20 protein-coding genes and 1 tRNA gene are annotated in these 22,521 nt (G+C 67.4%); all 21 read left to right on the top strand.

What is annotated here, in order from left to right:
* The coding region (gene mraY / locus LH128_RS13525) for a phospho-N-acetylmuramoyl-pentapeptide-transferase (protein WP_008830205.1) at positions 1-503 on the top strand (503 nt) is incomplete at its 5' end.
* 13 nt (positions 504-516) lie between these two features.
* Positions 517-1,869, top strand: a complete 1,353-nt coding sequence (gene murD / locus LH128_RS13520; RefSeq protein WP_008830204.1) for a UDP-N-acetylmuramoyl-L-alanine--D-glutamate ligase — start codon at positions 517-519, stop codon at positions 1,867-1,869.
* Positions 1,869-3,059, top strand: a complete 1,191-nt coding sequence (locus LH128_RS13515; RefSeq protein WP_008830203.1) for an FtsW/RodA/SpoVE family cell cycle protein — start codon at positions 1,869-1,871, stop codon at positions 3,057-3,059. The genes murD and LH128_RS13515 overlap by 1 nt, the downstream gene beginning before the upstream one ends.
* Positions 3,056-4,315, top strand: a complete 1,260-nt coding sequence (gene murG / locus LH128_RS13510) for an undecaprenyldiphospho-muramoylpentapeptide beta-N-acetylglucosaminyltransferase (RefSeq protein WP_008830202.1) — start codon at positions 3,056-3,058, stop codon at positions 4,313-4,315. The genes LH128_RS13515 and murG overlap by 4 nt, the downstream gene beginning before the upstream one ends.
* Complete coding sequence (murC, locus tag LH128_RS13505) at positions 4,312-5,733, top strand: UDP-N-acetylmuramate--L-alanine ligase (protein WP_008830201.1); 1,422 nt, start codon at positions 4,312-4,314, stop codon at positions 5,731-5,733. Before murG ends, murC begins: the two co-directional genes overlap by 4 nt.
* A complete protein-coding gene (gene murB, locus LH128_RS13500; protein WP_008830200.1) occupies positions 5,730-6,629 on the top strand; it encodes a UDP-N-acetylmuramate dehydrogenase in 900 nt (299 codons plus the stop codon). Before murC ends, murB begins: the two co-directional genes overlap by 4 nt.
* Entirely contained in the window at positions 6,626-7,141 is a 516-nt protein-coding gene (locus tag LH128_RS13495; protein ID WP_008830199.1) for a DUF4262 domain-containing protein, read from the top strand. Before murB ends, LH128_RS13495 begins: the two co-directional genes overlap by 4 nt.
* Positions 7,138-8,082, top strand: coding sequence for a D-alanine--D-alanine ligase (locus LH128_RS13490; protein WP_008830198.1), 945 nt, complete (start codon positions 7,138-7,140; stop codon positions 8,080-8,082). The genes LH128_RS13495 and LH128_RS13490 overlap by 4 nt, the downstream gene beginning before the upstream one ends.
* The gene (locus LH128_RS13485; protein ID WP_008830197.1) at positions 8,079-9,032 is read left to right on the top strand and encodes a cell division protein FtsQ/DivIB; all 954 of its coding nucleotides are present in this window, start codon (positions 8,079-8,081) and stop codon (positions 9,030-9,032) included. Before LH128_RS13490 ends, LH128_RS13485 begins: the two co-directional genes overlap by 4 nt.
* Positions 9,032-10,312, top strand: a complete 1,281-nt coding sequence (ftsA, locus tag LH128_RS13480) for a cell division protein FtsA (protein WP_008830196.1) — start codon at positions 9,032-9,034, stop codon at positions 10,310-10,312. Before LH128_RS13485 ends, ftsA begins: the two co-directional genes overlap by 1 nt.
* A gap of 179 nt (positions 10,313-10,491) precedes the next feature.
* The gene (gene ftsZ, locus LH128_RS13475; RefSeq protein WP_008830195.1) at positions 10,492-12,027 is read left to right on the top strand and encodes a cell division protein FtsZ; all 1,536 of its coding nucleotides are present in this window, start codon (positions 10,492-10,494) and stop codon (positions 12,025-12,027) included.
* 254 nt (positions 12,028-12,281) lie between these two features.
* Complete coding sequence (locus LH128_RS13470) at positions 12,282-14,282, top strand: SPOR domain-containing protein (RefSeq protein ID WP_231957940.1); 2,001 nt, start codon at positions 12,282-12,284, stop codon at positions 14,280-14,282.
* Positions 14,283-14,448: 166 nt separating this feature from the next.
* A complete protein-coding gene (locus tag LH128_RS13465; RefSeq protein WP_008830193.1) occupies positions 14,449-14,967 on the top strand; it encodes a YbjN domain-containing protein in 519 nt (172 codons plus the stop codon).
* Positions 14,968-15,104: 137 nt separating this feature from the next.
* Positions 15,105-15,914, top strand: a complete 810-nt coding sequence (gene proC / locus LH128_RS13460) for a pyrroline-5-carboxylate reductase (RefSeq protein WP_008830192.1) — start codon at positions 15,105-15,107, stop codon at positions 15,912-15,914.
* Between the two features lie 161 nt (positions 15,915-16,075).
* Positions 16,076-16,822, top strand: a complete 747-nt coding sequence (locus tag LH128_RS13455; RefSeq protein ID WP_008830191.1) for a Bax inhibitor-1/YccA family protein — start codon at positions 16,076-16,078, stop codon at positions 16,820-16,822.
* A 163-nt stretch (positions 16,823-16,985) separates the two neighbouring features.
* The gene (locus tag LH128_RS13450) at positions 16,986-17,756 is read left to right on the top strand and encodes a hypothetical protein (protein WP_156799823.1); all 771 of its coding nucleotides are present in this window, start codon (positions 16,986-16,988) and stop codon (positions 17,754-17,756) included.
* Positions 17,757-17,875: 119 nt separating this feature from the next.
* A tRNA-Ala gene (locus LH128_RS13445) sits at positions 17,876-17,951 on the top strand.
* 168 nt (positions 17,952-18,119) lie between these two features.
* On the top strand, positions 18,120-19,178 hold the full coding sequence (gene obgE, locus LH128_RS13440) for a GTPase ObgE (RefSeq protein WP_008830189.1): 1,059 nt from the start codon (positions 18,120-18,122) through the stop codon (positions 19,176-19,178).
* A 188-nt stretch (positions 19,179-19,366) separates the two neighbouring features.
* Entirely contained in the window at positions 19,367-20,509 is a 1,143-nt protein-coding gene (proB, locus tag LH128_RS13435; protein ID WP_008830188.1) for a glutamate 5-kinase, read from the top strand.
* Positions 20,506-21,444: an NAD-dependent epimerase/dehydratase family protein gene (locus tag LH128_RS13430; RefSeq protein ID WP_008830187.1), complete on the top strand. Its 939-nt coding sequence runs from the start codon at positions 20,506-20,508 to the stop codon at positions 21,442-21,444. Before proB ends, LH128_RS13430 begins: the two co-directional genes overlap by 4 nt.
* A 16-nt stretch (positions 21,445-21,460) precedes the next feature.
* Positions 21,461-22,447: a bile acid:sodium symporter family protein gene (locus LH128_RS13425; RefSeq protein ID WP_008830186.1), complete on the top strand. Its 987-nt coding sequence runs from the start codon at positions 21,461-21,463 to the stop codon at positions 22,445-22,447.
* Positions 22,448-22,521: the final 74 nt, after the last annotated feature.

Below are 22,521 nucleotides of genomic sequence, written 5' to 3'. Positions count from 1 at the left end.
CCGACGGCCTCGACGGCCTCGCGACGATGCCAGTCATCATCGCGGCGGGCACGTTTGCGATCATCTGCTACCTCGCGGGCCGCGTCGACTACGCCACGTACCTCGGCATCCCGCATGTTCCGCGCGCGGGCGAACTGGCGATCTTCTGCGCCGGGATCATGGGGGCGGGCCTCGCCTTCCTGTGGTTCAACGCGCCGCCTGCCGCCGTGTTCATGGGCGACACCGGCAGCCTCGCCCTCGGCGGCGCTTTGGGGTGCATCGCGGTCGCCGCGCATCACGAGATCGTGCTGGCGGTGGTCGGCGGGCTGTTCGTGCTGGAGGCGGCCTCGGTCATCATCCAGGTCTTCTGGTTCAAGCGCACCGGCCGCCGCGTGTTCCGCATGGCGCCGATCCACCACCACTTCGAGCAGAAAGGCTGGAAGGAATCGACCGTCGTGATCCGCTTCTGGATCATCTCGATCGTCCTTGCGGTGCTGGGCCTCGCCACTCTGAAACTGCGTTGAGGAGGGCAGGCGCGTGATCGTCTCCCCCATCTTCGCCGGCAAGCGCTACGCGGTCCTCGGCCTTGCGCGTTCGGGCCTTACCGCCGTCGCAACGCTGGTGGAGAGCGGGGCGCACGTCATGGCCTGGGACAGCCGCGACGAGGCGCGCCAGCAGCTGTGCGAGTGGACCGACTGCGGCAAGGTGGAACTGGCCGACCCGGTCAGCGCCGACATTACCGGCTATGACGGCGTCGTCGTCTCGCCCGGCATTCCGCTGAACCGCCACCCCATCGCCGAAGCGGCCGAGCGTGCAGGCGTGCCGGTGATCGGCGATATCGAACTTTTCGCGCTGGCCCGCGCCAGCCTGCCCGCGCACCGCGTGGTCGGCATCACCGGCACCAACGGCAAGTCCACCACCACTTCGCTGGTCTGCCACCTGCTCGAAGTCGCGGGCGTTCCGGCGCGCGCGGGCGGCAACATCGGCGTGCCGGTGCTCGGCCCTGAGCCTTTGCCCGAGGGCGGCGTCTACGTGCTCGAACTGTCGAGCTACCAGATCGACATCACCCGCAGCCTCGACTGCGACGTGGCGGCGCTGCTCAACATCACCCCCGACCACCTCGACCGCTACGACGGGTTCGAGGCTTACGCCGCCTCCAAGGGGCGCCTCTTCTCCATGCAGGGGCGCGAGCGGCAGGCCGTGTTCGGTGTCGGCGACAAGGAGACGCGGTCGATCGCCCATATCGAGGCCGCGCGCCGCGCGCCCGGTCTGGTGCGCTTTGCGGACGGGGCCGACCTCGTCGAGATCCAGAAGGAATGGCCCTCGCTGCAGGGGCCGCACAACCTCCAGAACGCCGCCGTGGCCGTCGCCATCGTCGAGGCGCTGGGGGTGAAGAAGGCGCAGTGGCGCAAGGGCCTGCGCACCTTCAGCGGCCTCCCGCACCGCATGGAGCGCGTCGCGGTGGCGAACGGCGTCACCTACATCAACGATTCCAAGGCGACCAACCCGGCCTCCACCGCGCCCGCGATCGCGGCATTCCCGCCGGATCCGGAGCCGCGCATCCACTGGATTCTCGGCGGTCTGCCCAAGGGCGACAACCTCGACGAGTGCAAGCCGTTCTTCGGCAACATCGCCGCCGCCTATACCATCGGTGACGCGGGACCGCTCTTCGCGGAAATCCTCTCGCCCTACACGCAGGTCCATCGCAGCGAGATGATGGCCGAGGCGATCCGTCAGGCGATGGCCGCGGCCAAGCCCGGCGACGTCGTCATGCTGTCACCGGCCTGCGCCAGCTTCGACCAGTTCCGCGACTATGAGGCGCGGGGTGACGTGTTTCGCCAGATCGTCGAGGCGCTTTTGGCCGAAAACGCCAAAGGGGAGCAGGACTGATGGCCACCCTTGCGCAAGGCCCGAACGCGCAGCGCTACAACCGCAACCGTCGCAGCCAGATCGCGATCTGGTGGCAGGAGATCGACCGGCCTACGCTGGTCCTCGTGCTGATCCTGATGGCGATCGGCGCGGTCGCCGTGGCGGCGGGTTCGCCCGCGAGCGCCAAGCGTCTCTCGACTTCGGTGGAGAAGCTGCGTTCGCTGCACTTCTTCTACCTGCACATGCGCTGGCAGTTGCTGGGCCTTGCGGCGATGTTCTGGGCCTCCAGCCTGACCAAGGAGAGCGCCCGGCGCTTCGGCATCCTGCTCGGCGCGGCGATGCTGTTCGCGCTGGTGCTGGTGCCGATCGTCGGGTCCGAGGTGAACGGTGCCAAGCGCTGGCTGCGCTTCGGCATCTCGCTCCAGCCGTCGGAGTTCCTCAAGTGCGGCTGGCCGATCCTGCTGGCATGGATCGTCTCGTGGCGCGCGCGTGATCCGCAGATTCCGGTCGTCGGCATCTGCTTCGCGGTGATGGGCCTGCTCGGCGCGCTGCTGATGCTCCAGCCGGACTTCGGCTCGACGATGCTGTTTTCCGGCGCGTTTCTGGTGATGATCCTGCTGTCGGGCATCGACGTGAAGCGCATCGGGATGTTCGCGGGCGCAGGCATCGCGGGTCTTGTCCTGATGTATTTCACTTATGACAACGGCCGCAACCGCATCGACAACTTCCTGTTCGGCGGCTCGGCCTTCGATCAGGTGGACCTCGCCCAGCGCACGCTGCTCAACGGCGGGTGGACCGGGCTCGGCTTCTGGATGGGCACGCGCAAGATGGCGCTGCCCGAGGCGCATACCGACTACATCTTCTCCGTCATCGGCGAGGAGTTCGGCCTGCTCGCCTGCATGGTCATCGTGATCCTCTACCTGGCGATCCTGACGCGGGTGATCCTGCGATTGGTGGACGAGGAGGATCTGTTCACGGTGCTCGCCGCATCGGGCTTCGCCGCGCAGTTCGGCGGGCAGGCCTTCATCAACATCCTCGTCAACCTGCAGCTATTCCCGTCCAAGGGCATGACCCTGCCGCTTATCAGCTATGGTGGTTCCTCCACCGTGGCGATGTGCCTCTCCATGGGCCTGCTGCTGGCGGTGACGCGGCGAAACCCGTTCATCCAGCGCGAGAAGTTCAGCCTGCGCGCCATCGGAGATATGTCATGAGTTCGGTTTCGCGCCACTACGTGCTTGCGGCCGGCGGCACTGGCGGACACCTGATTCCCGCCTTCGCGCTCGCCGCCGAACTGCACGCACGCGGCCACCACGTGGCGCTGGTGACCGACGAGCGCGGTGCCGCGATCCCCGGCAAGCCTGCGTACCTGACCACCCACGTCCTGCCGCAGGGCCGCATCGCGGGCAGGAACCCGCTCGGCTGGCTCAAGGGCGCGAAGGGCGTGCTGGCCGGTCGCCGCATGGCGCTGCGCCTGTTCGAGAGCTTCGAGCCGACCGCCGTGGTCGGCTTCGGCGGTTATCCGGCGATGCCGACGATGCTGGCCGCGCGCGCCGCGAAGCTGCCGATCGTGCTGCATGAGCAGAACTCGGTGCTCGGCCGCGTAAACCGCTGGTTTGCCAAAAAGGTGGACGCCATCGCCACCTCGGCCGAGAAGACCGAGAAGCTGGACCCGGCGCTGGCTGGCAAGGTCACCGTTGTTGGCAACCCGGTGCGCGAGGATGTGCTGCGCCTGCGCGAGCAGCCGTACCCCGAATTCACCGAGGACAGCCTGTTTCGCATCCTCGTCACCGGCGGCAGCCAGGGGGCGCGGGTGCTGTCGGATGTCGTGCCCGAGGGACTGGCGATGCTGCCCCCGGCGCTGCGTTCGCGCCTGCAGGTGATCCAGCAGGCCCGCGCCGAAGACATCGAGCGCGTGCGCGAACGCTACGCCGCGCACGGCATTCCGGCGGAACTGGCGACCTATTTCGAGAACATGGCCGAGCGCCTTGCAGGGGCGCACCTGTTCATCGGCCGCTCGGGCGCCTCGACGATTGCGGAACTGACCGCCGTAGGCCGTCCGGCGATCCTGATCCCGCTGCCCTATGCGATGGACGACCACCAGAGCGTCAACGCGCGCGAGATGGTCGCGGGCGGCGGCGCGCGGGTGATCCGTCAGCCCGCCGTCACCACCGAGAATCCCGACGCCTACAAGGGCGACAAGCGCAACGCGCTGCTCAGCGAACAGGCCGAGGTCCATCAGAAGATGGCCAAGGACTTGTGCCTGCAGATTCAGGCGATCGCGCAGCATCCCGAGACGCTGGCCAATGCCGCGCATGCCTCGTGGAACTGCGGCTATCCGAACGCCGCGCGTGATCTGGCCGACCTCGTCGAGAGCTTCGGCGCGGCGCCGATCATGGACGTCATTCGCATGGAAAAGGCCAGCGCCCCGCAAGGCGGTGAGGCACTGGCAATGGAGAATATGAAGTGAAGGGCGTCGGCACCGAAATCGGGACCATCCATTTCGTCGGGATCGGCGGCATCGGCATGTCGGGCATCGCCGAGGTCATGCACAACCTCGGCTACTCAGTGCAGGGCAGCGATATCGCCGAGGGCTATGTCGTCGAGGGCCTGCGCGCGCGCGGGATCAAGGTGATGATCGGCCACGCCGCTGAGAACGTCGAGGGCGCGGCGGTGGTCGTCACTTCGACGGCGGTGAAACGCGAGAATCCCGAGGTCGTCTACGCCCTTGAACACCGCATCCCGGTGGTGCGCCGCGCGGAAATGCTGGCCGAACTGATGCGGCTCAAGAACACCGTCGCGGTGGCGGGTACGCATGGCAAGACCACCACGACCTCGATGGTCGCGGCGCTGCTCGATGCGGGCGGCGTGGACCCGACGGTCATCAACGGCGGCATCATCAATTCCTACGGATCGAACGCGCGCCTCGGCGCGTCGGACTGGATGGTGGTCGAGGCCGACGAGAGCGACGGGTCTTTCCTGCGTCTCGACGGCACGATCGCGATCGTCACCAACATCGATCCCGAACACCTCGATCATTACGGCTCGTTCGACCGGATCAAGGAATCCTTCGTCGAATTCATCGAGAACGTGCCGTTCTACGGCGCGGCGATGCTGTGCATCGATCACCCCGAAGTGCAGGCGATCATCCCCAAGGTGCGCGACCGCCGCGTGGTGACGTACGGCTTCTCCGCCCAGGCCGACATTCGCGGCGAGAACGTGACGCCGATCCCCGGAGGCAACCGCTTCGACGTGGCGCTGCGCCAGCGTGACGGCAGCTTCCGCCGGATCGAGGGCATCGAACTGCCGATGCCGGGCCGCCACAACGTCCAGAACGCGCTCGCCGCCGTGGGCGTGGCGGTGGAGATGGGCTGCTCGGACGCCTGCATCCAGACCGGCTTCTCCAAGTTCGGCGGCGTGAAACGGCGTTTCACCAAGGTCGGTGAAGTGGAACTGGATGGCGGCAGCGTCACCGTGATCGACGACTACGGCCACCACCCGGTAGAAATCCGCGCCGTGCTCGCCGCCGCGCGCGAGGGCGTCCAAAACCGCGTCATCGCAGTGGTGCAGCCGCACCGCTTCACCCGCCTGCGCGACCACATGGAAGATTTCCAGGGCGCCTTCAATGACGCCGACGTGGTCTATGCCGCGCCGGTCTACGCGGCGGGCGAGCAGCCGATCGAGGGCGTGGACAGCGCGGAGATGGTCTCGGGCATGAAGGCGCGCGGGCATCGTTCGGCGCAGGTCATCGCGGGCGCGGACGCGCTGGCGGAGGTGCTGGCGGGCTCGATCCAGCCGGGCGACATGATCGTGTGCCTCGGCGCGGGCGATATCACCAAGTGGGCAGCCGGCCTTGCCGACAGCATTCGCGTGCGGAGGGCGGGGTGACACTCACGTTCGATCAGACGGCGGTTCGGGGCAAGCTGACGGCCAATGCGCCGCTGGCCCCGCTCGTCTGGTTCAAGGCGGGCGGCCATGCGCAGTGGCTGTTCGAGCCAAAGGATCTGGCCGACCTGCAGGATTTCCTGCGCGCTCTGGACCCGGCGGTGCCGCTGATGGCGCTGGGCCTCGGTTCCAACATGATCGTGCGCGACGGCGGCGTTCCGGGCGTGGTGATCCGGCTGGGCAAGGCCTTCGCCAAGGTCACCAAGGTGGATGACGTCACGCTCGACTGCGGCGGCGGTGCCTCGGGCATCCTCGTGTCCTCGACCGCGCGCGATGCAGGGATCGCGGGCGTGGAATTCCTGCGCTCGATCCCCGGCACCGTGGGCGGTTTCGTGCGGATGAACGGCGGCGCCTATGGCGGCGAGGTCAAGGACATCCTGATCGACTGCGACGTGGTGCTGCGCTCGGGCGAGCTGGTGACGCTGGGCAATGCCGATCTCGGCTATACCTACCGCCATTCCCAGCTGCCCGAGGGCGCGGTGGTCGTCTCCGCGCGCTTCAAGGGCCGTACCGGCGAGCCTGCCGCGATCCAGGCCGAGATGGACCGCATCTCCGCCGCGCGCGAGGCGTCGCAGCCGCTGCGTTCCAAGACCGGCGGCTCCACCTTCAAGAACCCCGAGGGCCACGCCGCGTGGAAGCTGGTGGACGAGGCTGGCTGCCGCGGTCTCACGCTGGGCGGCGCGCAAGTGAGCGAGAAGCACACCAACTTCCTCCTCAACACCGGCGAGGCCACCAGCGAGGACATCGAGAACCTCGGTGACGAAGTGCGCCGCCGGGTGAAGGACACCTCCGGCGTCGATCTCGAATGGGAAATCCAGCGCGTGGGGAAGCGGCCGTGAGAGACGACCGCCTCAGCCGCCACGAACAGCAGATCCTCGACAATATCGAGGAATTCGGCTGCCACATCACCGTCGTCACCCCGCCCGATGAACCGGATGAGGACGACGAGGATGAGGGCGAGGAACGCTTCGCCTATTCGGTCGGCTTTCGCACCAGTGTCAGCCAGCCCGAGGTGATCGTCTTCGGTTTCTCGACCGAACTCTCCGCCGCCGTCATCAACGGCTTGCTCGACATGTGCCGCGAGGGCTTCGAGATGGAGGACTGGAAGGTCGTCGATGGTCTCCTCAAGGGCCACCGCTGCGTGCTGCGCGAAGTCGAGCCGGAATGCCTGATCCCGCACTACTTCAACTCGGCGATGTGGTACGCCGAGCATGAGGGCGAGGAAATGTCCCGCGCGATGCAGATCGTCTGGCCGGGCGTCGACGACGGCCTCTTCCCCTGGGACAAGGGCTGCTCCGAAGCCGTCCGCGACCTGCAAACCCCGCTTTACCGAACGAGTCTGAATTCATGAGCCTGAATCCCTTGCATGTCGCAGTCCTGATGGGCGGTTGGTCGAGCGAACGCCCGGTCTCGCTGATGAGCGGCGAGGGCGTGGCCAAGGCTCTGGAATCGAAGGGCCACACCGTCACGCGCATCGACATGGACCGCGACGTCGCGCTGCGTCTGGCCGAGGCGAAGCCCGACGTCGTGTTCAACGCCCTCCACGGCGCGCCGGGCGAGGACGGCACAGTGCAGGGCATGATGGACCTGATGGGCCTGACCTATACGCATTCGGGCCTCGCGACTTCGGTGATCGCGATCGACAAGGAATTGACCAAGCAGGCGTTGGTCCCGCATGGCGTGCCGATGCCGGGTGGCCGCGTGGTCAAGTCCGCCGACATCCACGTCGCCGATCCGCTGCCGCGTCCTTATGTGCTCAAGCCCGTGAACGAAGGCTCGTCGGTCGGCGTCGCCATCGTCACGGCTGACGGCAATTACGGCAATCCCATCGCGAAGGACGTCACGGGGCCGTGGCAGGAATTCGCCGAACTGCTGGCCGAGCCTTACATCCGTGGCCGCGAACTGACGACTGCCGTGATCGGCGACCGTGCGCTGCTGGTTACCGAACTCAAGCCCAAGTCGGGCTTCTACGACTTCGATTCCAAGTACACCGACGGCATGACCGAGCATGTCTGCCCGGCCGACATCCCCGACGAGATCACGCAGGCCTGCAAGGACATCGCCTTGCGCTCGCACCAGCTGCTGGGGTGCAAGGGCACCAGCCGTTCCGACTTCCGTTGGGATGATACGCAGGGGATCGAGGGGCTGTTCCTTCTCGAAGTGAATACCCAGCCGGGCATGACTCCCTTGAGCCTTGTGCCCGAGCAGGCGCGCGCCTGCGGCATGGACTATCCCGAACTCGTCGAGGCGATCATCGCCGAGGCGCTAAGCGACAAAGCAAAGGCCAAATGAGCCAGACCATCCGGCGCAAGGGCACCACCGCCCGCAAGGCCGCCGCGCAGGCAGGCGCGCAGCGCAAGGTGCGCGTCGCCAAGGCGCGGACCGGATCGGCGCTCGATTCCGTCATGGCCTGGCTGCCGTTCTCCGAAGGGCAACTGCACAAGATCTTCCTCGTCGCCATCCTCGGCGGCGCGGCGGCGCTCGTCTGCGTGGTCGCCAGCTTTGCCGGACTGCCGGGGCTGGCCGGACACCAGATGGCGCTGGTCGCGGGCCAGACCGGCTTCGAGGTGAAGCGCGTCGAAGTGCGCGGCGTCAAGAACATCAATGAACTCAAGGTCTACGAGAAGGCGCTGGCCGAGCGTGATCGCGCAATGCCGCTGGTCGATATCGAGGCGCTGCGGCAGGATCTGCTGACGCTGTCGTGGGTCAAAGATGCGCGCGTCTCGCGCCAGCTGCCCGATACGCTCGTGATCGATATCGTCGAGCGCGAGCCGCATGCGGTGCTGCGCAAGGCCGACCGTTTCGTGCTGATCGACGAGACGGGCCATGAACTCGAAGCCATCAGCCGCAAGGATGCAGGCGGCAAGCTGATCGTCTCCGGTCCCGGCGCGGGCCAGCAGGTGATCGCGCTTGGGCACTTGCTGGAAGCCGCGCCTGCGATGAAGCCACGCGTGGCCGAGGCGGAATGGATCGGCAATCGCCGCTGGAACCTGACCTTCCAGTCGGGGCAAGTGCTTGCGCTGCCCGAGGGCGATCGCGAGTCCGCCGGCGCGCTGGTCACGTTCGCGCGGCTCGACGGGACCAACCGCCTGCTCGGCGGCAAGGTGACGGCCTTCGACATGCGCGCGAAGGACCGAATCTACATGCGCGTGCCGGAGCAGGACGGGCAGGAACTGGCCTTGAAGGCGGGCTCGGTTCCGCATACCGGCGCCACCGAAACGACGGCGGGGGAAGAACAGTAATGGCCAACCAGCGCATCACCCGCGTGTTCGGCGCGGTCAACATCGGCTCCTTCCGGATTTCCGCGATCGTGGCGGGGATCAACGAGGTCGGCGACATGGTCGTGCTCGGCTCGGGCCACCGCGCCAGCCAGGGCATCAAGCGCGGCTTCGTCACCGACATGGCCGCGGCGACCTACGCCGTGCGCGACGCCATCGACCGGGCCGAGAAGATGGCCGACACCGCCGTCCAGAAAGTCTGGATCGGCTGCTCGGGGGCAGGGCTCGCCAGCCGTATCGACCAGTTCGACGCCGAAATCGGCGGCCGCCGCATCGAGCAGGAGGATATCGACCAGCTGCTCATCTCCGCCAAGGACGTGATCCAGCCGGATGGCCGCATGGTGCTGCACGCGCAGCCCGCGCAGTACCGCCTCGACGGCGCGCACGGGGTGATCGACCCCAAGGGCCTCCATGCCGAGCGCCTTGGCGTCGACATTCACATCATGCTGGCGGACGGCGCCCCGATCCGCAACCTGACCGAAGCGGTGCAGTCCGCGCACTTAGAAGTGGAGGCCGTCGTCGGCTCGCCCATCGCGGCGGGGCAGGCTTGTCTTTCGCCCGAGGAGCGCGATCTTGGCGTCGCCCTCGTCGAGTTCGGCGGCGAGGTGACGAACGTCGCGATCTACGAGCAGGGCATGCTCAAGGACATGATGTCGATCCCGATGGGCTCGGCCGATATCACCGACGCCATCGCCTCGGCCTTCGGCATCCGCCGGTTCCAGGCGGAGCGGCTGAAATGCGTGAACGGCTCGGCCATCGCCAGCCCGCACGATCACCGCGAGATGATCCCGGTCAACGCGCCGGGCGAGGAGGGCACCGGCCCGATCGCCCGCCATGCCGACGACAAGAACCGCATCCCGCGCGCCGAATTGATCGGCGTCATCACCGGCCAGCTCGGCATGCTGATGGAAGAGGTGAACAAGGCGCTCAAGACGATGCGCTTCACCGGGCAGCGCGGCAAGCAGGTGGTCTTCACCGGTGGCGGCGCGGAGCTGGTGGGGCTGGCCGACTATGCGCAGGCCGCGATCGGCAAGCCCGTGCGCATCGGCCGCGTGGCGCACCTCTCGGGGCTGGCGGAAGCGCATGTGAAGCCGGGCTTCTCGACGCTGGCGGGACTGGTGCTTTACGCGGCGGCGGACCCGCAAGACATCCGCTCGCTGGGGCGCAGCCACCAGAGCACGGTGCGGCTCGGCAAGCTGGGCATGGTCGGGCGGGTCTATCAGGCTTTGCGCGAATACTTTTGACCGTTTCAAAGGCCTTGAAGACCAGCCGTGCAAACCGGACGACAAACGCGGTGGAAATGGCGGAATTGGCGGCTTTGGCTGTGGACAAAGGTTTATGGTCCTTTGCCTAGACGAATCGAAGCGTGCAATCAGAGTGGTCAAGGAATTTTCTTCGCGCGACGTGCCTGCAGGAGAGCGAAATGAGCATTAACATCGGACCGCCGGCTATCGAGGAGCTTCGTCCTCGCATTCTCGTCATCGGCGTCGGCGGTGCGGGCGGAAACGCGATCGCCAACATGATCGGCGCCCAGATCGAGGGCGTGGACTTCGTGGTGGCCAACACCGACGCACAAGCGCTGAACAACTCGATCGCGGAAACGCGCATCCAGCTCGGCCCCGAGATCACCCAGGGCCTCGGCGCCGGTGCGCGCCCCGAAGTGGGCCGTGCGGCGGCAGAGGAAACCCGTGAGGAGCTGGAGCGCCTGCTCGACGGCGTCCACATGGTCTTCATCGCGGCCGGCATGGGCGGCGGCACCGGCACGGGTGCGGCCCCGATCATCGCGCAGGCCGCGCGCGAGAAGGGCGTCCTGACCGTGGGCGTCGTCTCCAAGCCGTTCATGTTCGAAGGCACGCGCCGCATGCGCGCTGCGGACTCGGGCATCGAAGAGCTGCAGAAGCACGTCGATACGCTGATCGTCATCCCCAACCAGAACCTGTTCCTGGTTGCGAAGGCGGAAACGACCTTCAAGGAAGCCTTCACGCTCGCCGACGAAGTGCTCCAGCAGGGCGTGCGCTCGATCACCGACCTGATGATCATGCCGGGCCTCATCAACCTCGACTTCGCGGACGTGCGTTCCGTGATGGGCGAGATGGGCAAGGCGATGATGGGCACCGGCGAGGGCGAAGGCCCCAACCGCGCGCTCGAAGCTGCCGAACGTGCCATCGCCAACCCGCTGCTCGACGGCGTGTCGATGCAGGGCGCGAAGGGCGTCATCATCTCGATCATCGGCGGCGACGACATGAAGCTGCTCGAAGTCGACGAGGCCGCGAACCACATCCGCGAACTGGTCGATCCCGATGCGAACATCATCTGGGGTTCGGCGTTCAACCCGGACCTGCAGGGCAAGATCCGCGTCTCGGTCGTCGCCACCGGCATCGAGCAGACCACGGAAATGGCCGAAATCGCCTCGCGTCCGCTGAATCTCGGCGCTTCGCGCGGGATCGCGCGTCCGGCGCTGCACTCGCCGCCGCCGGCGCCGACCTATCAGGCGCCTGCTGCTCCGGCACCCGCTCCGGTCGCGCAGCAGCCGGCTCCTGCCCCGGCGCCCGCGCCGTTCGTTTCGCCTTCACAGGCGTTCGAACCGTCGGCGGAGCTGGAACTCGGCGCCGAGGACGAGGCTCAGTCAGCGCCTGCGTCCACTCCCGGCTTCGCGGGCCTTCGCGGCATCCAGAAAGAGCCGCTGGACCTCAGCTTCGAGGCTCCGGCCGAGCCGGCACCGGCCCCGCGGCGCGCGCAGGACGAACTGCTGCTCGACGGCGGCCAGGCGGCTCAGTCTCCGGCTCAGGCGCCCGCCGCGCCCCGCGCCAAACCGGCTGGCGGCGGCAGCACCCTGTTCGAGCGCATGACCAGCCTGTCGCGTCCGCGCCCGGGCGCCGAAGCGGCTTCCGGCGAGGATGACGGTGACGCCGGATCGATCAGCATCCCGCGCTTCCTCGGTCGTCAGAACAACCAGTAAGTGGTGAAAGGCGGGGCAGCAGTGCTCCCGCCTTTTTCTCCTTCGGGTCGCAACCTGTCGAAGGAAGCTCGTCCAGCGCGGGCGCGTTCGCTTGAAGTTCATCTGCGCCGGTCCATGGGCGCAGGCGCGCGCAATCGGTGCGTATGGAGTCGTGCGACATTCCGGCCTGTCGTGCGGCCGTCCGGTTCATGAAGTGTCGGCAGCCGTCGTGGGGAGGGCTGCCTGCAGGGTCGGGAATGACAGAGGACGTGCGGGTGAATCACTTGGTTTCGCGTTTGCTCGGCGGCGCAGCGCTGGTCGGCGCGCTCTCGGGTGCTCCGGCATTCGCGCAAGGCGCGCCCAGCGTTTCGCGGCCGGTGGTCCAGGCCGTGCCCGGCGAGGACAACAAGAAGCTCAGTGCCGCACTAGCCCGCCTCGGTCGCGATTCCCGCGACGTCGCCGCGCTGATCGACGCCGGCGATGCCGCCCGCGCGCTGCAGGACAGTGCGGCCGCCATCGGCTTCTACCGCCGCGCCGACGAAGTCAGCCCCGGCAACCCTCGGGTGCAGGCCGGGCTGGGCAGCGCCTTCGTCCATAACGGCGACCCGGTAAGCGCGATTCCCTATTTCGATGCGGCCGAGAAGGCGGGCGCCGGTGCTGCGCTGATCGCGGCGGATCGCGGTCTCGCCTACGACCTCGTTGGCGACAATGCCTTGGCGCAGCGTTACTACGCGGCGGCGATGACGAGCGCTTCGGGCGACAAGGCCGACGAACTGCGGCATCGTCTGGCAATCAGCCAGGCGATCGGCGGGGACGTCGATGCGGCCTATACGACGCTGCTGCCGCTGCTGAACAGGCAGGACAAGCCGGGCTGGCGGACGCGCGCGTTCACGCTTGCGATCGCAGGCGACGCAGACAAGGCGGTCGAGATCACCAACACGATCTTGCCCGGAAAGCTGGCGCAGAGCATTGCGCCGTACTTGCGTTACATGCCGCGCCTGACCAGGGCGCAGCAGGCGGCCGCAGCGGACCTCGGCCGGTTTCCGCGCGCCTCGGAGATCGGACGGGATGACGCCCGCATCGCGGCTTACGCACCGCCGCGCAGTTCGGCTGCCGGTGGAGGACTGATCCCCAAGGGCGAGCCGCTTGGCGGCACGAAGCTGGCCAAGGCGACAAAGACCTCGCGAACCCGCAGCGCGCGTACGGACACGGCGCAGGCGGCGCGGCAGCAGGGCCAGTCCACCCGTCCCACGAGTCTTGCGTCGGTCGATCCGGACCGGGTCGCGCCGCCCGAGCCGAAACCCGCGATCGAACGCGACACCGGCGAACTGCCCCCGGTCGGGCGCAGTGCCGAGCCTGCCAGGGTTGCGGCAGCGACGCCGGCGCCCGTTCCCGGATCGGCATCCGTTTCCACTCCGGCGGTCACGCCTTCCGCGGCGCCTGTGCGCACCGCTGCCCCCGCGCCCACCCAGGTTGCGCAGGCGACGGGGCCCTCCACGCCGCCGGCGCGGTCAACTGCTCCGGGCTTCGATCTCGGTCGTCTTCCCGCCTCGCAGGCGCCCGCTATGGGGGTCGCGCCTGCCAGCGCGCTGGCAGCGAAGACGCCGCCGGTATCCGCCCCGGCAAGCCCGCCGCCGGTTCCGGGACCGAACCAGCTTTCGCTTTCCGAGATATTCGCGGACATCGGCAAGCCGACCGTGGACGTGATGCCGACCTCGGGCGCCGTCGACATCCGGCTGATCACCCCTGCGGCGCCGCCACCCCCGCGTGTCCAGCTGCCGAAGGTCGAAGAGGCAAAACCGGCCGAGATAAAGCTGGCCGAGACAAAGCCGGTTGAAGCCAAGGCTGCCGAAGCCCCGGTCGCCGAAGTCAAGGAAGCCAGGGCGACCAAGGCCAAGACCGCCGCGGCCAAGGCTGCCGAGACTAAGGCGAAGGCCAAGGCGGACGCAGAAGCCAAGGCCAAGGCCGAAGCCGCGGAGAAGGCGAAGAAGCCCACGCATCCCAGCCGGATCTGGGTCCAGATCGGGGTCGGACGGGACAAGAGCGCCATCGCCTTCGACTGGCGGCGCTACACGCGTGACAGCGCCGCGCTGCTCAAGGGCCGCAGCCCCTACGTCAGCGAGATGGGGCGGACCAACCGCGTGCTGATCGGTCCTTTCGCTACGCAGAAGGCGGCCAGTGCTTTCCTTGCGGATGCCAGGAAGCAGGGCTTCGCCGACGCGCTGCCCTGGACCAGCCCGGCGGGTCAGGTCGTGGATCCGCTCTCCTCCAAGTAAATCTGCGGGTTTGTGGGGTTGGCGACGGCCTTGTGTTAACGCGTATTCACATTTATCCACACGCTGTGAACAGGCTTGTGCAGTTATGCGCAGGCGATGTCGGGCGGGTGGATTGTGCTCCCCCACCCACAGGCAGCATCCATGCACCCGTATTCTCGGAGGGCTGATGTCGCAGATTATGAGGACCGTTCAGGACGATATCGACCGGGACGAAGAGGCTGCCCCCGTGGAAATGCTCGCCTCGCTTTTCGAGGCGCGCGACTGGCCCTTCGAATATGCCGGTGAGGACGAAATCTCGGCCGAGATCAAGGGCGCCTGGGCGACGTACCAGTTGCAGGCGATCTGGCGTCCGGAAGACCGGGTGCTGCAACTCCTGTGCCTCCCCGACATCCGCGTGGCCGAGGCCAAGCGTTCCGCCGTGTTCGAGGCGCTGGCGCTCATCAACGAGCAGGTCTGGCTCGGACACTTCGACATGTGGTCGAACGGCGGCGTCGTGCTCTATCGCCATGGGCTGATGCTCGGGCCGGACGGGCTGCTCGGACCGGGGCAGGCGCAGATGGTGGTGGAGGCCGCGATCGAGGAGTGCGACCGCTTCTACCCGGTGTTCCAGTTCATCCTGTGGGGCGACAAGACGCCGTCCGAAGCGCTCGCGGCGGCCCTGGTGGACGCGGCCGGGGAAGCCTGACCGCTCGTCACTGCGGTTCGCAGCGTGGTTGGCTATGCCAGCCCGCTGGTCCCGCTGCGCATGGCACGCATGGCCCTTGTGGCCTGTGATCGGCTCGCCTAAGTCGCGGGCCGATCCAGTTTCAAGGGAATATGCGCATGGACCGGTTTCAGAACATCCTGCTCGTGGGCTGCGGCAACATGGCAGGGGCCATGCTGACGGGCTGGCTGGCGGGCGGCATTCCGGCCTCGCGCTTCACCGTCGTCGATCCGCACCGCGATAGCGTGCCTGAAGGTGTCGCGCTGCTGTCCGAACTGCCTGCGGAAGGCCGCTTCGATGCGGTGATGCTGGGGGTCAAGCCGCAGGGCCTCGACGCTGTCGCACCGGCAGTGGGCGCGCTCGTCGGACGTGAGACCGTGCTGTTCTCGATCCTCGCGGGCGTCGAATTCGACAGCCTTGCGGCGCGCTTCCCGCAGGCCGGCGCGCTGGTGCGGATCATGCCGAACCTGGCGGCCGCCATCGGCAAGTCGCCGATCGCACTCGACGCGCGCGGCCTCGACGAGACCGGCCGCGCGGCCGTGACTGCGCTGATGGAGCCGCTCGGCACGCCTGAGTGGCTGGCGGGCGAGCATCTGTTCGACGCGGTCACCGCGCTGGCCGGTTGCGGCCCGGCGTTCGTCTATCGCTTCATCGATTCCCTCGCCGCGGGCGCGGTGGCGCTCGGCCTGGATGCGGGCCAGTCGCAGCGGCTGGCGCTCGCGATGGTCGAAGGGGCGGCGCAGCTCGCCGGCGCTTCCGAGTTCTCGCCGGGCGAACTGGCGGACAAGGTCGCCAGCCCGGGCGGTTCGACCCGCGCGGGTATGAACGTGCTGGACGAGGGCGGCGCGCTGGCCGGCGTTGTGCTCGAAGCGATGACCGCCTCGCGCGATCGCAATGCCGAGATGGCAGCCGAGGCCCGGCGCGGCTGATCGTCGTGGTTTGAAGCCGGAGCCAAGAAGAAATAGGTCCGTTTTACACTTTGTCACAAATGGCGCGGGCCGGTTCTTCTTGAAACTTTCGCGTTCGAGCGCGATATTCCCTCCTGAGCGGGACCGCATTTGGCTGGCTTCTCCGCTAAAGGGAGTTTGAAATGGCGAATTGGAACGACCCCCAGCCCCGTCAGGGCTTCGGTGCGTCTCCGAGCCGTGACGGCAGCGATCTCGGTCGCACCGCCGGCCGGACCGCTTACGATGCGGGTCTGCGTCGGCACATGCTGTCGATCTACAACTACATGGCCTCGGGCGTGCTGCTTTCGGGCATCGTCGCGATGCTCTTCGCGCCTTACGCGATCGCTATGATGCAGTCGCCGATCAAGTGGCTGGTCATGCTGGCCCCGCTGGGCTTCGTCTTCGCGATCAGCGGCGGCGCGCAGCGGTTCAGCGAAGGCACGCTGAAGGTGCTCTACTGGGCGTTCGCGGCCGTGATGGGCGTATCGCTCTCGACGATCTTCGTGATCTACACGGCGACCTCGATCGCGACCACGTTCTTCGCGACGGCGGCGGCTTTCGCGGGCCTCAGCCTCTATGGTTACACCACGAAGAAGGACCTGTCGGGCTTCGGCACCTTCCTGATCATGGGCGTGGTCGGTATTTTGATCGCCTCGCTGGTGAACATCTTCGTGGGTTCGAGCGTGCTGCAGCTGGCGATTTCGATCCTCGGCGTGCTGATCTTCGCAGGGTTGACCGCCTATGATACGCAGATGCTCAAGAACCAGTACTATCACCTGCGCGGCACAGATTTCGTCGGCAAGGCCGTGATCCTCGGCGCGCTGAGCCTGTACCTGGACTTCATCAACATGTTCCAGTTCCTGCTGAGCTTCCTCGGCCAGCGGGACTAAGGGCGGCGGTTAATCGCAACCGGAATGGAGATAATTTTCCTCCGAAGCGATTAATCCACAGTGCAGTTTCACCTAAGCATGATGCCCGGTGCGTTTTATCGCACCGGGCATTTGCTTTATGACTCAGCGGGGTTAGACCGTTTGCCGCGATGGAGAACGATGCGTGTACCGAGGGCTTGAGATGATCGACAACGGGCAGGGGCGTCGTCGCCTTTCCTTGCTGGCGGGCTCGGCGGTGGCCGTCACGCTTGCCGCGCTGGCAGGCTGTGCGAAGCCGCCTCCGCCCCCGCCACCCCCGCCGCCGGTCGTGGTGATCCCGCCGATGCCGACGCCGCCGATGGGCGCGCCGCTCGAAATGCGGGTTCCGGCCAAGGCAGAGGATGGCACGCGTCAGACCGTGAATTACGGGATTTCCACGTCGCAGACGATCTGGAACTTCCGCTCGGCCTATAACGTGGCTGCGCTCAACTGCGTCGAGGTTCAGTTCACCCCGATCCTTGAGGGCTACAAGCGTTTCCTGAAGGTCTACGACAAGTCGCTCGACCGTGCGAGCAAGGAAATCGACGCGAGCTTCCGTACGCAGCATTCCGGCCGCGCCGCGATCGTCGCGCGCGAGACCTACCAGACGCAGGTCTACAACTTCTTCTCGCTGCCGCCGGTGGACTCCAGCTTCTGCCAGGCAGCGATGGAAGTGAGCGCCGAATTGAACACGGTGGAGCCGAGCCAGTTCGACAACTGGTCGTACACCGGCCTCGCCAAGCTCGAGGCGCCGTTCAAGGCGTTCTTCGATGCTTATGACCAGTACCGCGCCGATCTGGCCGCATGGCAATCGCGCTACGGATCGAACGGCCTCATTACCGTGCGTCCGAATGCGGAGCAGGTCATGGCCCAGCCTGTCGTCCAGCCTCAGGCGAGCGTGCCGCAGGCGCAGTGACGTCGGCAGTGGGTGCGAGAATCTTCGCGCCCGCCCATTTTTTCTCTTCCGCGCGGGAGGCGTCTTCGCTAAGGGGACGCTCCCGAGCGCGGTCACGCAATCGGACTTGATACTGGAACGGGGCCGTAGCTCAGCTGGGAGAGCGCGTCGTTCGCAATGACGAGGTCAGGGGTTCGATCCCCCTCGGCTCCACCAGTATCGCACAATTCAGGCGTGTCCGGACGAACCGGGCATCACCCGGCCCGAGACACGGCCGGGTTTTTTGTTTATCTGCGGCCAGCGGCGTTCAGCGGAGGGAAAACCTCCGGCGACCGGGACCGGTCGCGAAGGGACGCTTCATCAGCGCTGGAAGCGATAGGACCGATGCATTTTCTCGACCAGGCCAAGATTTACGTGCGTGCAGGCGGCGGTGGCCCCGGTGCGGTCAGCTTCCGGCGTGAGAAGTACGTCGAATACGGCGGCCCCAACGGCGGCAACGGCGGCAAGGGCGGCGACATCATCTTCGAAGCCGTGCCCGGCCTCAACACGCTGATCGACTTCCGCTATACCCAGCACTTCAAGGCCCCGCGCGGCGGCCACGGCATGGGCCAGAACCGCAACGGCGCGGCGGGCAAGGACCTGGTCATCAAGGTGCCGATCGGCACCCAGGTCATCGCCGACGACGAAGGGCGCGACACCGTGCTGCTCGACCTCACCGAGCCGGGCCAGCGCGTCACCTTCATCGAAGGCGGCATGGGCGGGCGCGGCAACGCCAGCTACAAGACCAGCACCAACCGTGCCCCGCGCCAGCACCAGCCCGGCATGCCGCCGATCGAGCAGTGGGTGTGGCTGCGCCTCAAGCTGCTGGCGGACGTCGGCCTCGTCGGCATGCCCAACGCGGGCAAGTCCACCTTCATCAACGCGCTGTCGAACGCCAAGGCGAAGGTCGGCGACTACGCCTTCACCACCCTGCGTCCGCAGCTCGGCGTCGTCATGCACAAGCACCGCGAGTTCGTGCTGGCGGACATTCCCGGCCTGATCGCAGGCGCGGCGGACGGCGCGGGGATCGGCGATCGCTTCCTCGGCCACATCGAACGCTGCCGCGTGCTGGTCCACCTCATCGACATCTCCAACACCGATCCGGTGGAGGCGATGCAGGTCGTCGAGGAGGAACTGGAAGCCTACAGCGAACTGCTGGCCGACAAGCCGCGCCTGGTGGCGCTGAACAAGGTCGATCTGGTCGATGACGCACTGGCGGAAGAATACGCCAAGGAGCTGCTCAAGGCCGGCGCGGACGAAGTGTTCCCGATTTCCGGCGCGACCGGCAAGGGCATGCCGCGCCTGCTTGATGCGGTGATCGACTATCTCCCGGCCGCCACCGTGACCGAACGTCCCACCGGCGAGCGCGAAGAGGCCGACGACACGCCCTGGTCGCCGATCTGACGGGCTGAAGGCCCACCCCCGGCCCCTCCCGCAAGCGGGAGGGGAGAAGAGGGGTTTCGCCCTCCCGCTTGCGGGAGGGCCGCGAGACTTGCCGAGCCTCAGGCGAGGTTAGTCGCAGCGGGGTGGGCATCGCCGCCCAACCTTGCGCTTTCCTCAACTGCACCTTTCCCCTAGAGGCTGGCACGCCCATGCCTATTGCCCGACTCTCAGACCTCGCCGATTCCTCCCTTGCGCCGCGCCTTGTCATCAAGGTGGGTTCGGCGCTGCTCGTCGGGCCGGAGGGCGTCCGACGCGCATGGATCACGCAGCTGGTGGCCGAGATCGCCGAGGCGCGCGGGCGGGGGCAGGACGTGATCGTCGTCTCCTCGGGCGCGATCGCGCTGGGCGCGGCGACGCTGGGGCTGGAAAAGGGGGGGCGCGGCAGCCTCGCCGATGCGCAGGCCAGCGCCGCCGTCGGCCAGATCGCGCTTTCGGGCCTCTGGGCCGAGCTTCTGGGCGCGCACGGCATCACCGCCGCGCAGATGCTGCTGACGCTGGAGGATCTTGAGGACCGCCGCCGTTACCTCAACGTCACGGCCACGCTGACCCGCCTGCTCGATGCGGGCGCGGTGCCGGTCATCAACGAGAACGATTCGGTGGCGACCCAGGAAATCCGCTTCGGCGACAACGACCGCCTCGCCGCGCGCGTGGCGCAGGCCGCGCAGGCGAGTGCGGTGGTGCTGCTTTCCGACATCGACGGCCTCTACGATCGCCACCCCAAGCTGCCCGGTGCGAAGATGATCCCGGTGGTCGCGGGTGTCACCGCCGAGGTGCGGGCGATGGCCAGCACCGAATCGAATTCCGGCATGGGCTCGGGCGGCATGGTCTCCAAGCTGCAGGCGGCCGAGATCGCGGAGCTGGCGGGCATCTGCCTTGTCATCGGCAACGGCCAGCACGAACGCCCGATGGCGCGCATCGTGGGCGCCAAGGATCGCGAGGGCATCGGCACCCTGTTCGTGCCCAGACGCAAGGCCGCCGCGCGCAAGGCGTGGCTGGGCGGCCGCCTGCGTCTCAAGGGTGAGATCGTGGTGGACGACGGTGCCGCAGCGGCACTCGGGCGCGGGTCCAGCCTGCTCGCCAAGGGCATCACGGCGGTCGAAGGCGTGTTCTCGCGCGGCGATCCCGTCGCCATCGTCGACGGCGCGGGCAAAGTGCTCGCCCATGGCCTTTCCGAATACGACGCCGCCGAATGCGCCGCCATCGTCGGCCTGCATTCGAGCGAGCAGGAACAGGTGCTCGGCTATTCGCCGCGCTCCGCTGTGGTCCACCGCGACCAGATGGTGTTGAAATGAACCGCCGCCGCAATCTCATCGACCGCCCGGTCATCGCGCTCACCGGCGCCACCGGCTTCGTCGGACAGGCCGTTCTGGAAGCGGCCATCGAGGCTGGCTTCGCCGTGCGCGCACTCACCCGCCGCGGCCAGCCCGAGCGCGAGCATGTCGACTGGATCGGCGGCGAGCTGGGCAATCCTGCCTCGCTGGTCGAACTGGTGCGCGGGGCCGAGGCGGTGATCCACGTCGCGGGCGTCGTCAACGCGCCCGATGCGGCCGGGTTCGAGGCGGGCAACGTCACCGGCACCCTCAACCTCATCGAAGCGACCGTGGGCGAGGGCGTGCGGCGCTTCGTCCATGTCTCCTCGCTCTCCGCGCGCGAGCCGGATTTGTCGGCCTACGGCGCCTCCAAGGCGCGGGCCGAAAAGATCGTTATGGCCAGCCCGCTCGACTGGACCATCGTGCGCCCGCCCGCGATCTACGGCCCGCGGGACAAGGAGATGTTCGAGCTGTTCCGCGTGGCGCGCTGGGGCTTCATCCCGATGCCGAAGCAGGGCCGTGCCTCGATGATCCATGTCGACGATCTGGCGCGGCTGCTCGTCGCGCTGGAGCCGGGCGGGCTGTCGGTGACCGGCAAGGTCTTCGAGCCGGACGACGGCAAGCCGCAGGGGTGGGAGCATTTCGAACTCGGCCTCGCGATCGGCTGGGCGCTGGGCAAGCGGCCGCGCGTGATCGGGCTGTCTCCGGCGATGCTCCACCGGGCTGCGCGCATCGACAATTTTTTGCGCGGCCCCCGTGCAAAAATGACGCTCGACCGCGCCGCCTACATCAGCCATCCGGACTGGGTGGTCTCGCCTGAGGCCGCGCCGCCGGGCAAGCTCTGGCGTCCCCGCATCGAGACGCGCGAAGGGCTGAAGGCCACGGCGCAATGGTATCGTGAGCACAAGTGGCTCTGAAGAGGTAACGCCCCGCATGAACCGCCTGCTCGCCCGCCTGAACATCGATCCGTTCCTGCTGATGCTGCTTGGCACGGTGGCGCTGGCGACGGTGCTGCCCGCGCAGGGCGTGTGGGCACGCGTCGCGGGCGGCGTGGCGGATGCGGCTATCGCGCTGCTGTTCTTCCTGCACGGCGCCAAGCTCTCGCGCGAGGCGATCCTCGACGGCGCCAAGGCGTGGAAGCTGCACCTGACCGTCGGTGCGACGACTTTCTTGCTGTTCCCGATCATCGGCCTTGGCGTGCGGGCGATCCCCGGTATCGAGCCCTCGCTGGCGACGGGCGTGCTGTTTCTGACACTGTTGCCGTCCACCGTGCAGTCCTCGATCGCCTTCACTGCGATCGCCGGAGGCAATGTCGCGGCGGCAGTGGTGAGCGCCTCGTTCTCCAACCTCGCGGGGATATTCATCACGCCGCTGCTGACGGCGCTGTTCATTACCGGCCGGAGCCAGGGATTCTCGACGGACCCGATCATCGACATCTCGGTGCAGTTGCTGCTGCCGTTCCTGGCGGGGCATTTCCTGCGCCCGTGGATCGGCGGCTTCGTCACCCGCAACAAGAAGGTGCTGGGCTACGTCGACCGCAGCTCGATCCTGCTGGTGGTCTACACCGCGTTCGGCGCGGCGGTGCTCGAAGGGCTGTGGCACAAGGTGACGGTGGGCGAACTGGCGCTGATCGCGGCGATTTCGCTGGGCGTGCTGGCGGTGGTGATGGTGGTGTCGAGCTTCGTTGGGAAGGCCATGGGCTTCTCGCGCGAGGACAGGATCGTGCTGCTGTTCTGCGGCTCGAAGAAGAGCCTCGCGACCGGCGTGCCGCTGGCGGGCGTGCTGTTCCCGGCGGCGCAGGTGGGTGCGATCATCCTGCCGCTGATGTTCTTCCACCAGATCCAGCTGATGGTTTGCGCCGTGCTGGCCCGCCGCTTCGCGGCGGCGGAGGAAAAGGCTGCGTCGTCGTCCCGGACTTGATCCGGGACCGCTGCGCGTGACCGGCCCACGTCGCTGGGCGCGCACCTGAAGACAGCCACCGGTCCCGGATCAAG

Origin of the sequence: Sphingomonas sp. LH128 (assembly GCF_000293195.2) — a bacterium.
Taxonomy (GTDB): domain Bacteria; phylum Pseudomonadota; class Alphaproteobacteria; order Sphingomonadales; family Sphingomonadaceae; genus Novosphingobium; species Novosphingobium resinovorum_A.
The sequence above is the reverse complement of the archived record's forward strand: the minus strand, read 5'-3'. Positions and strand labels throughout refer to the sequence as shown.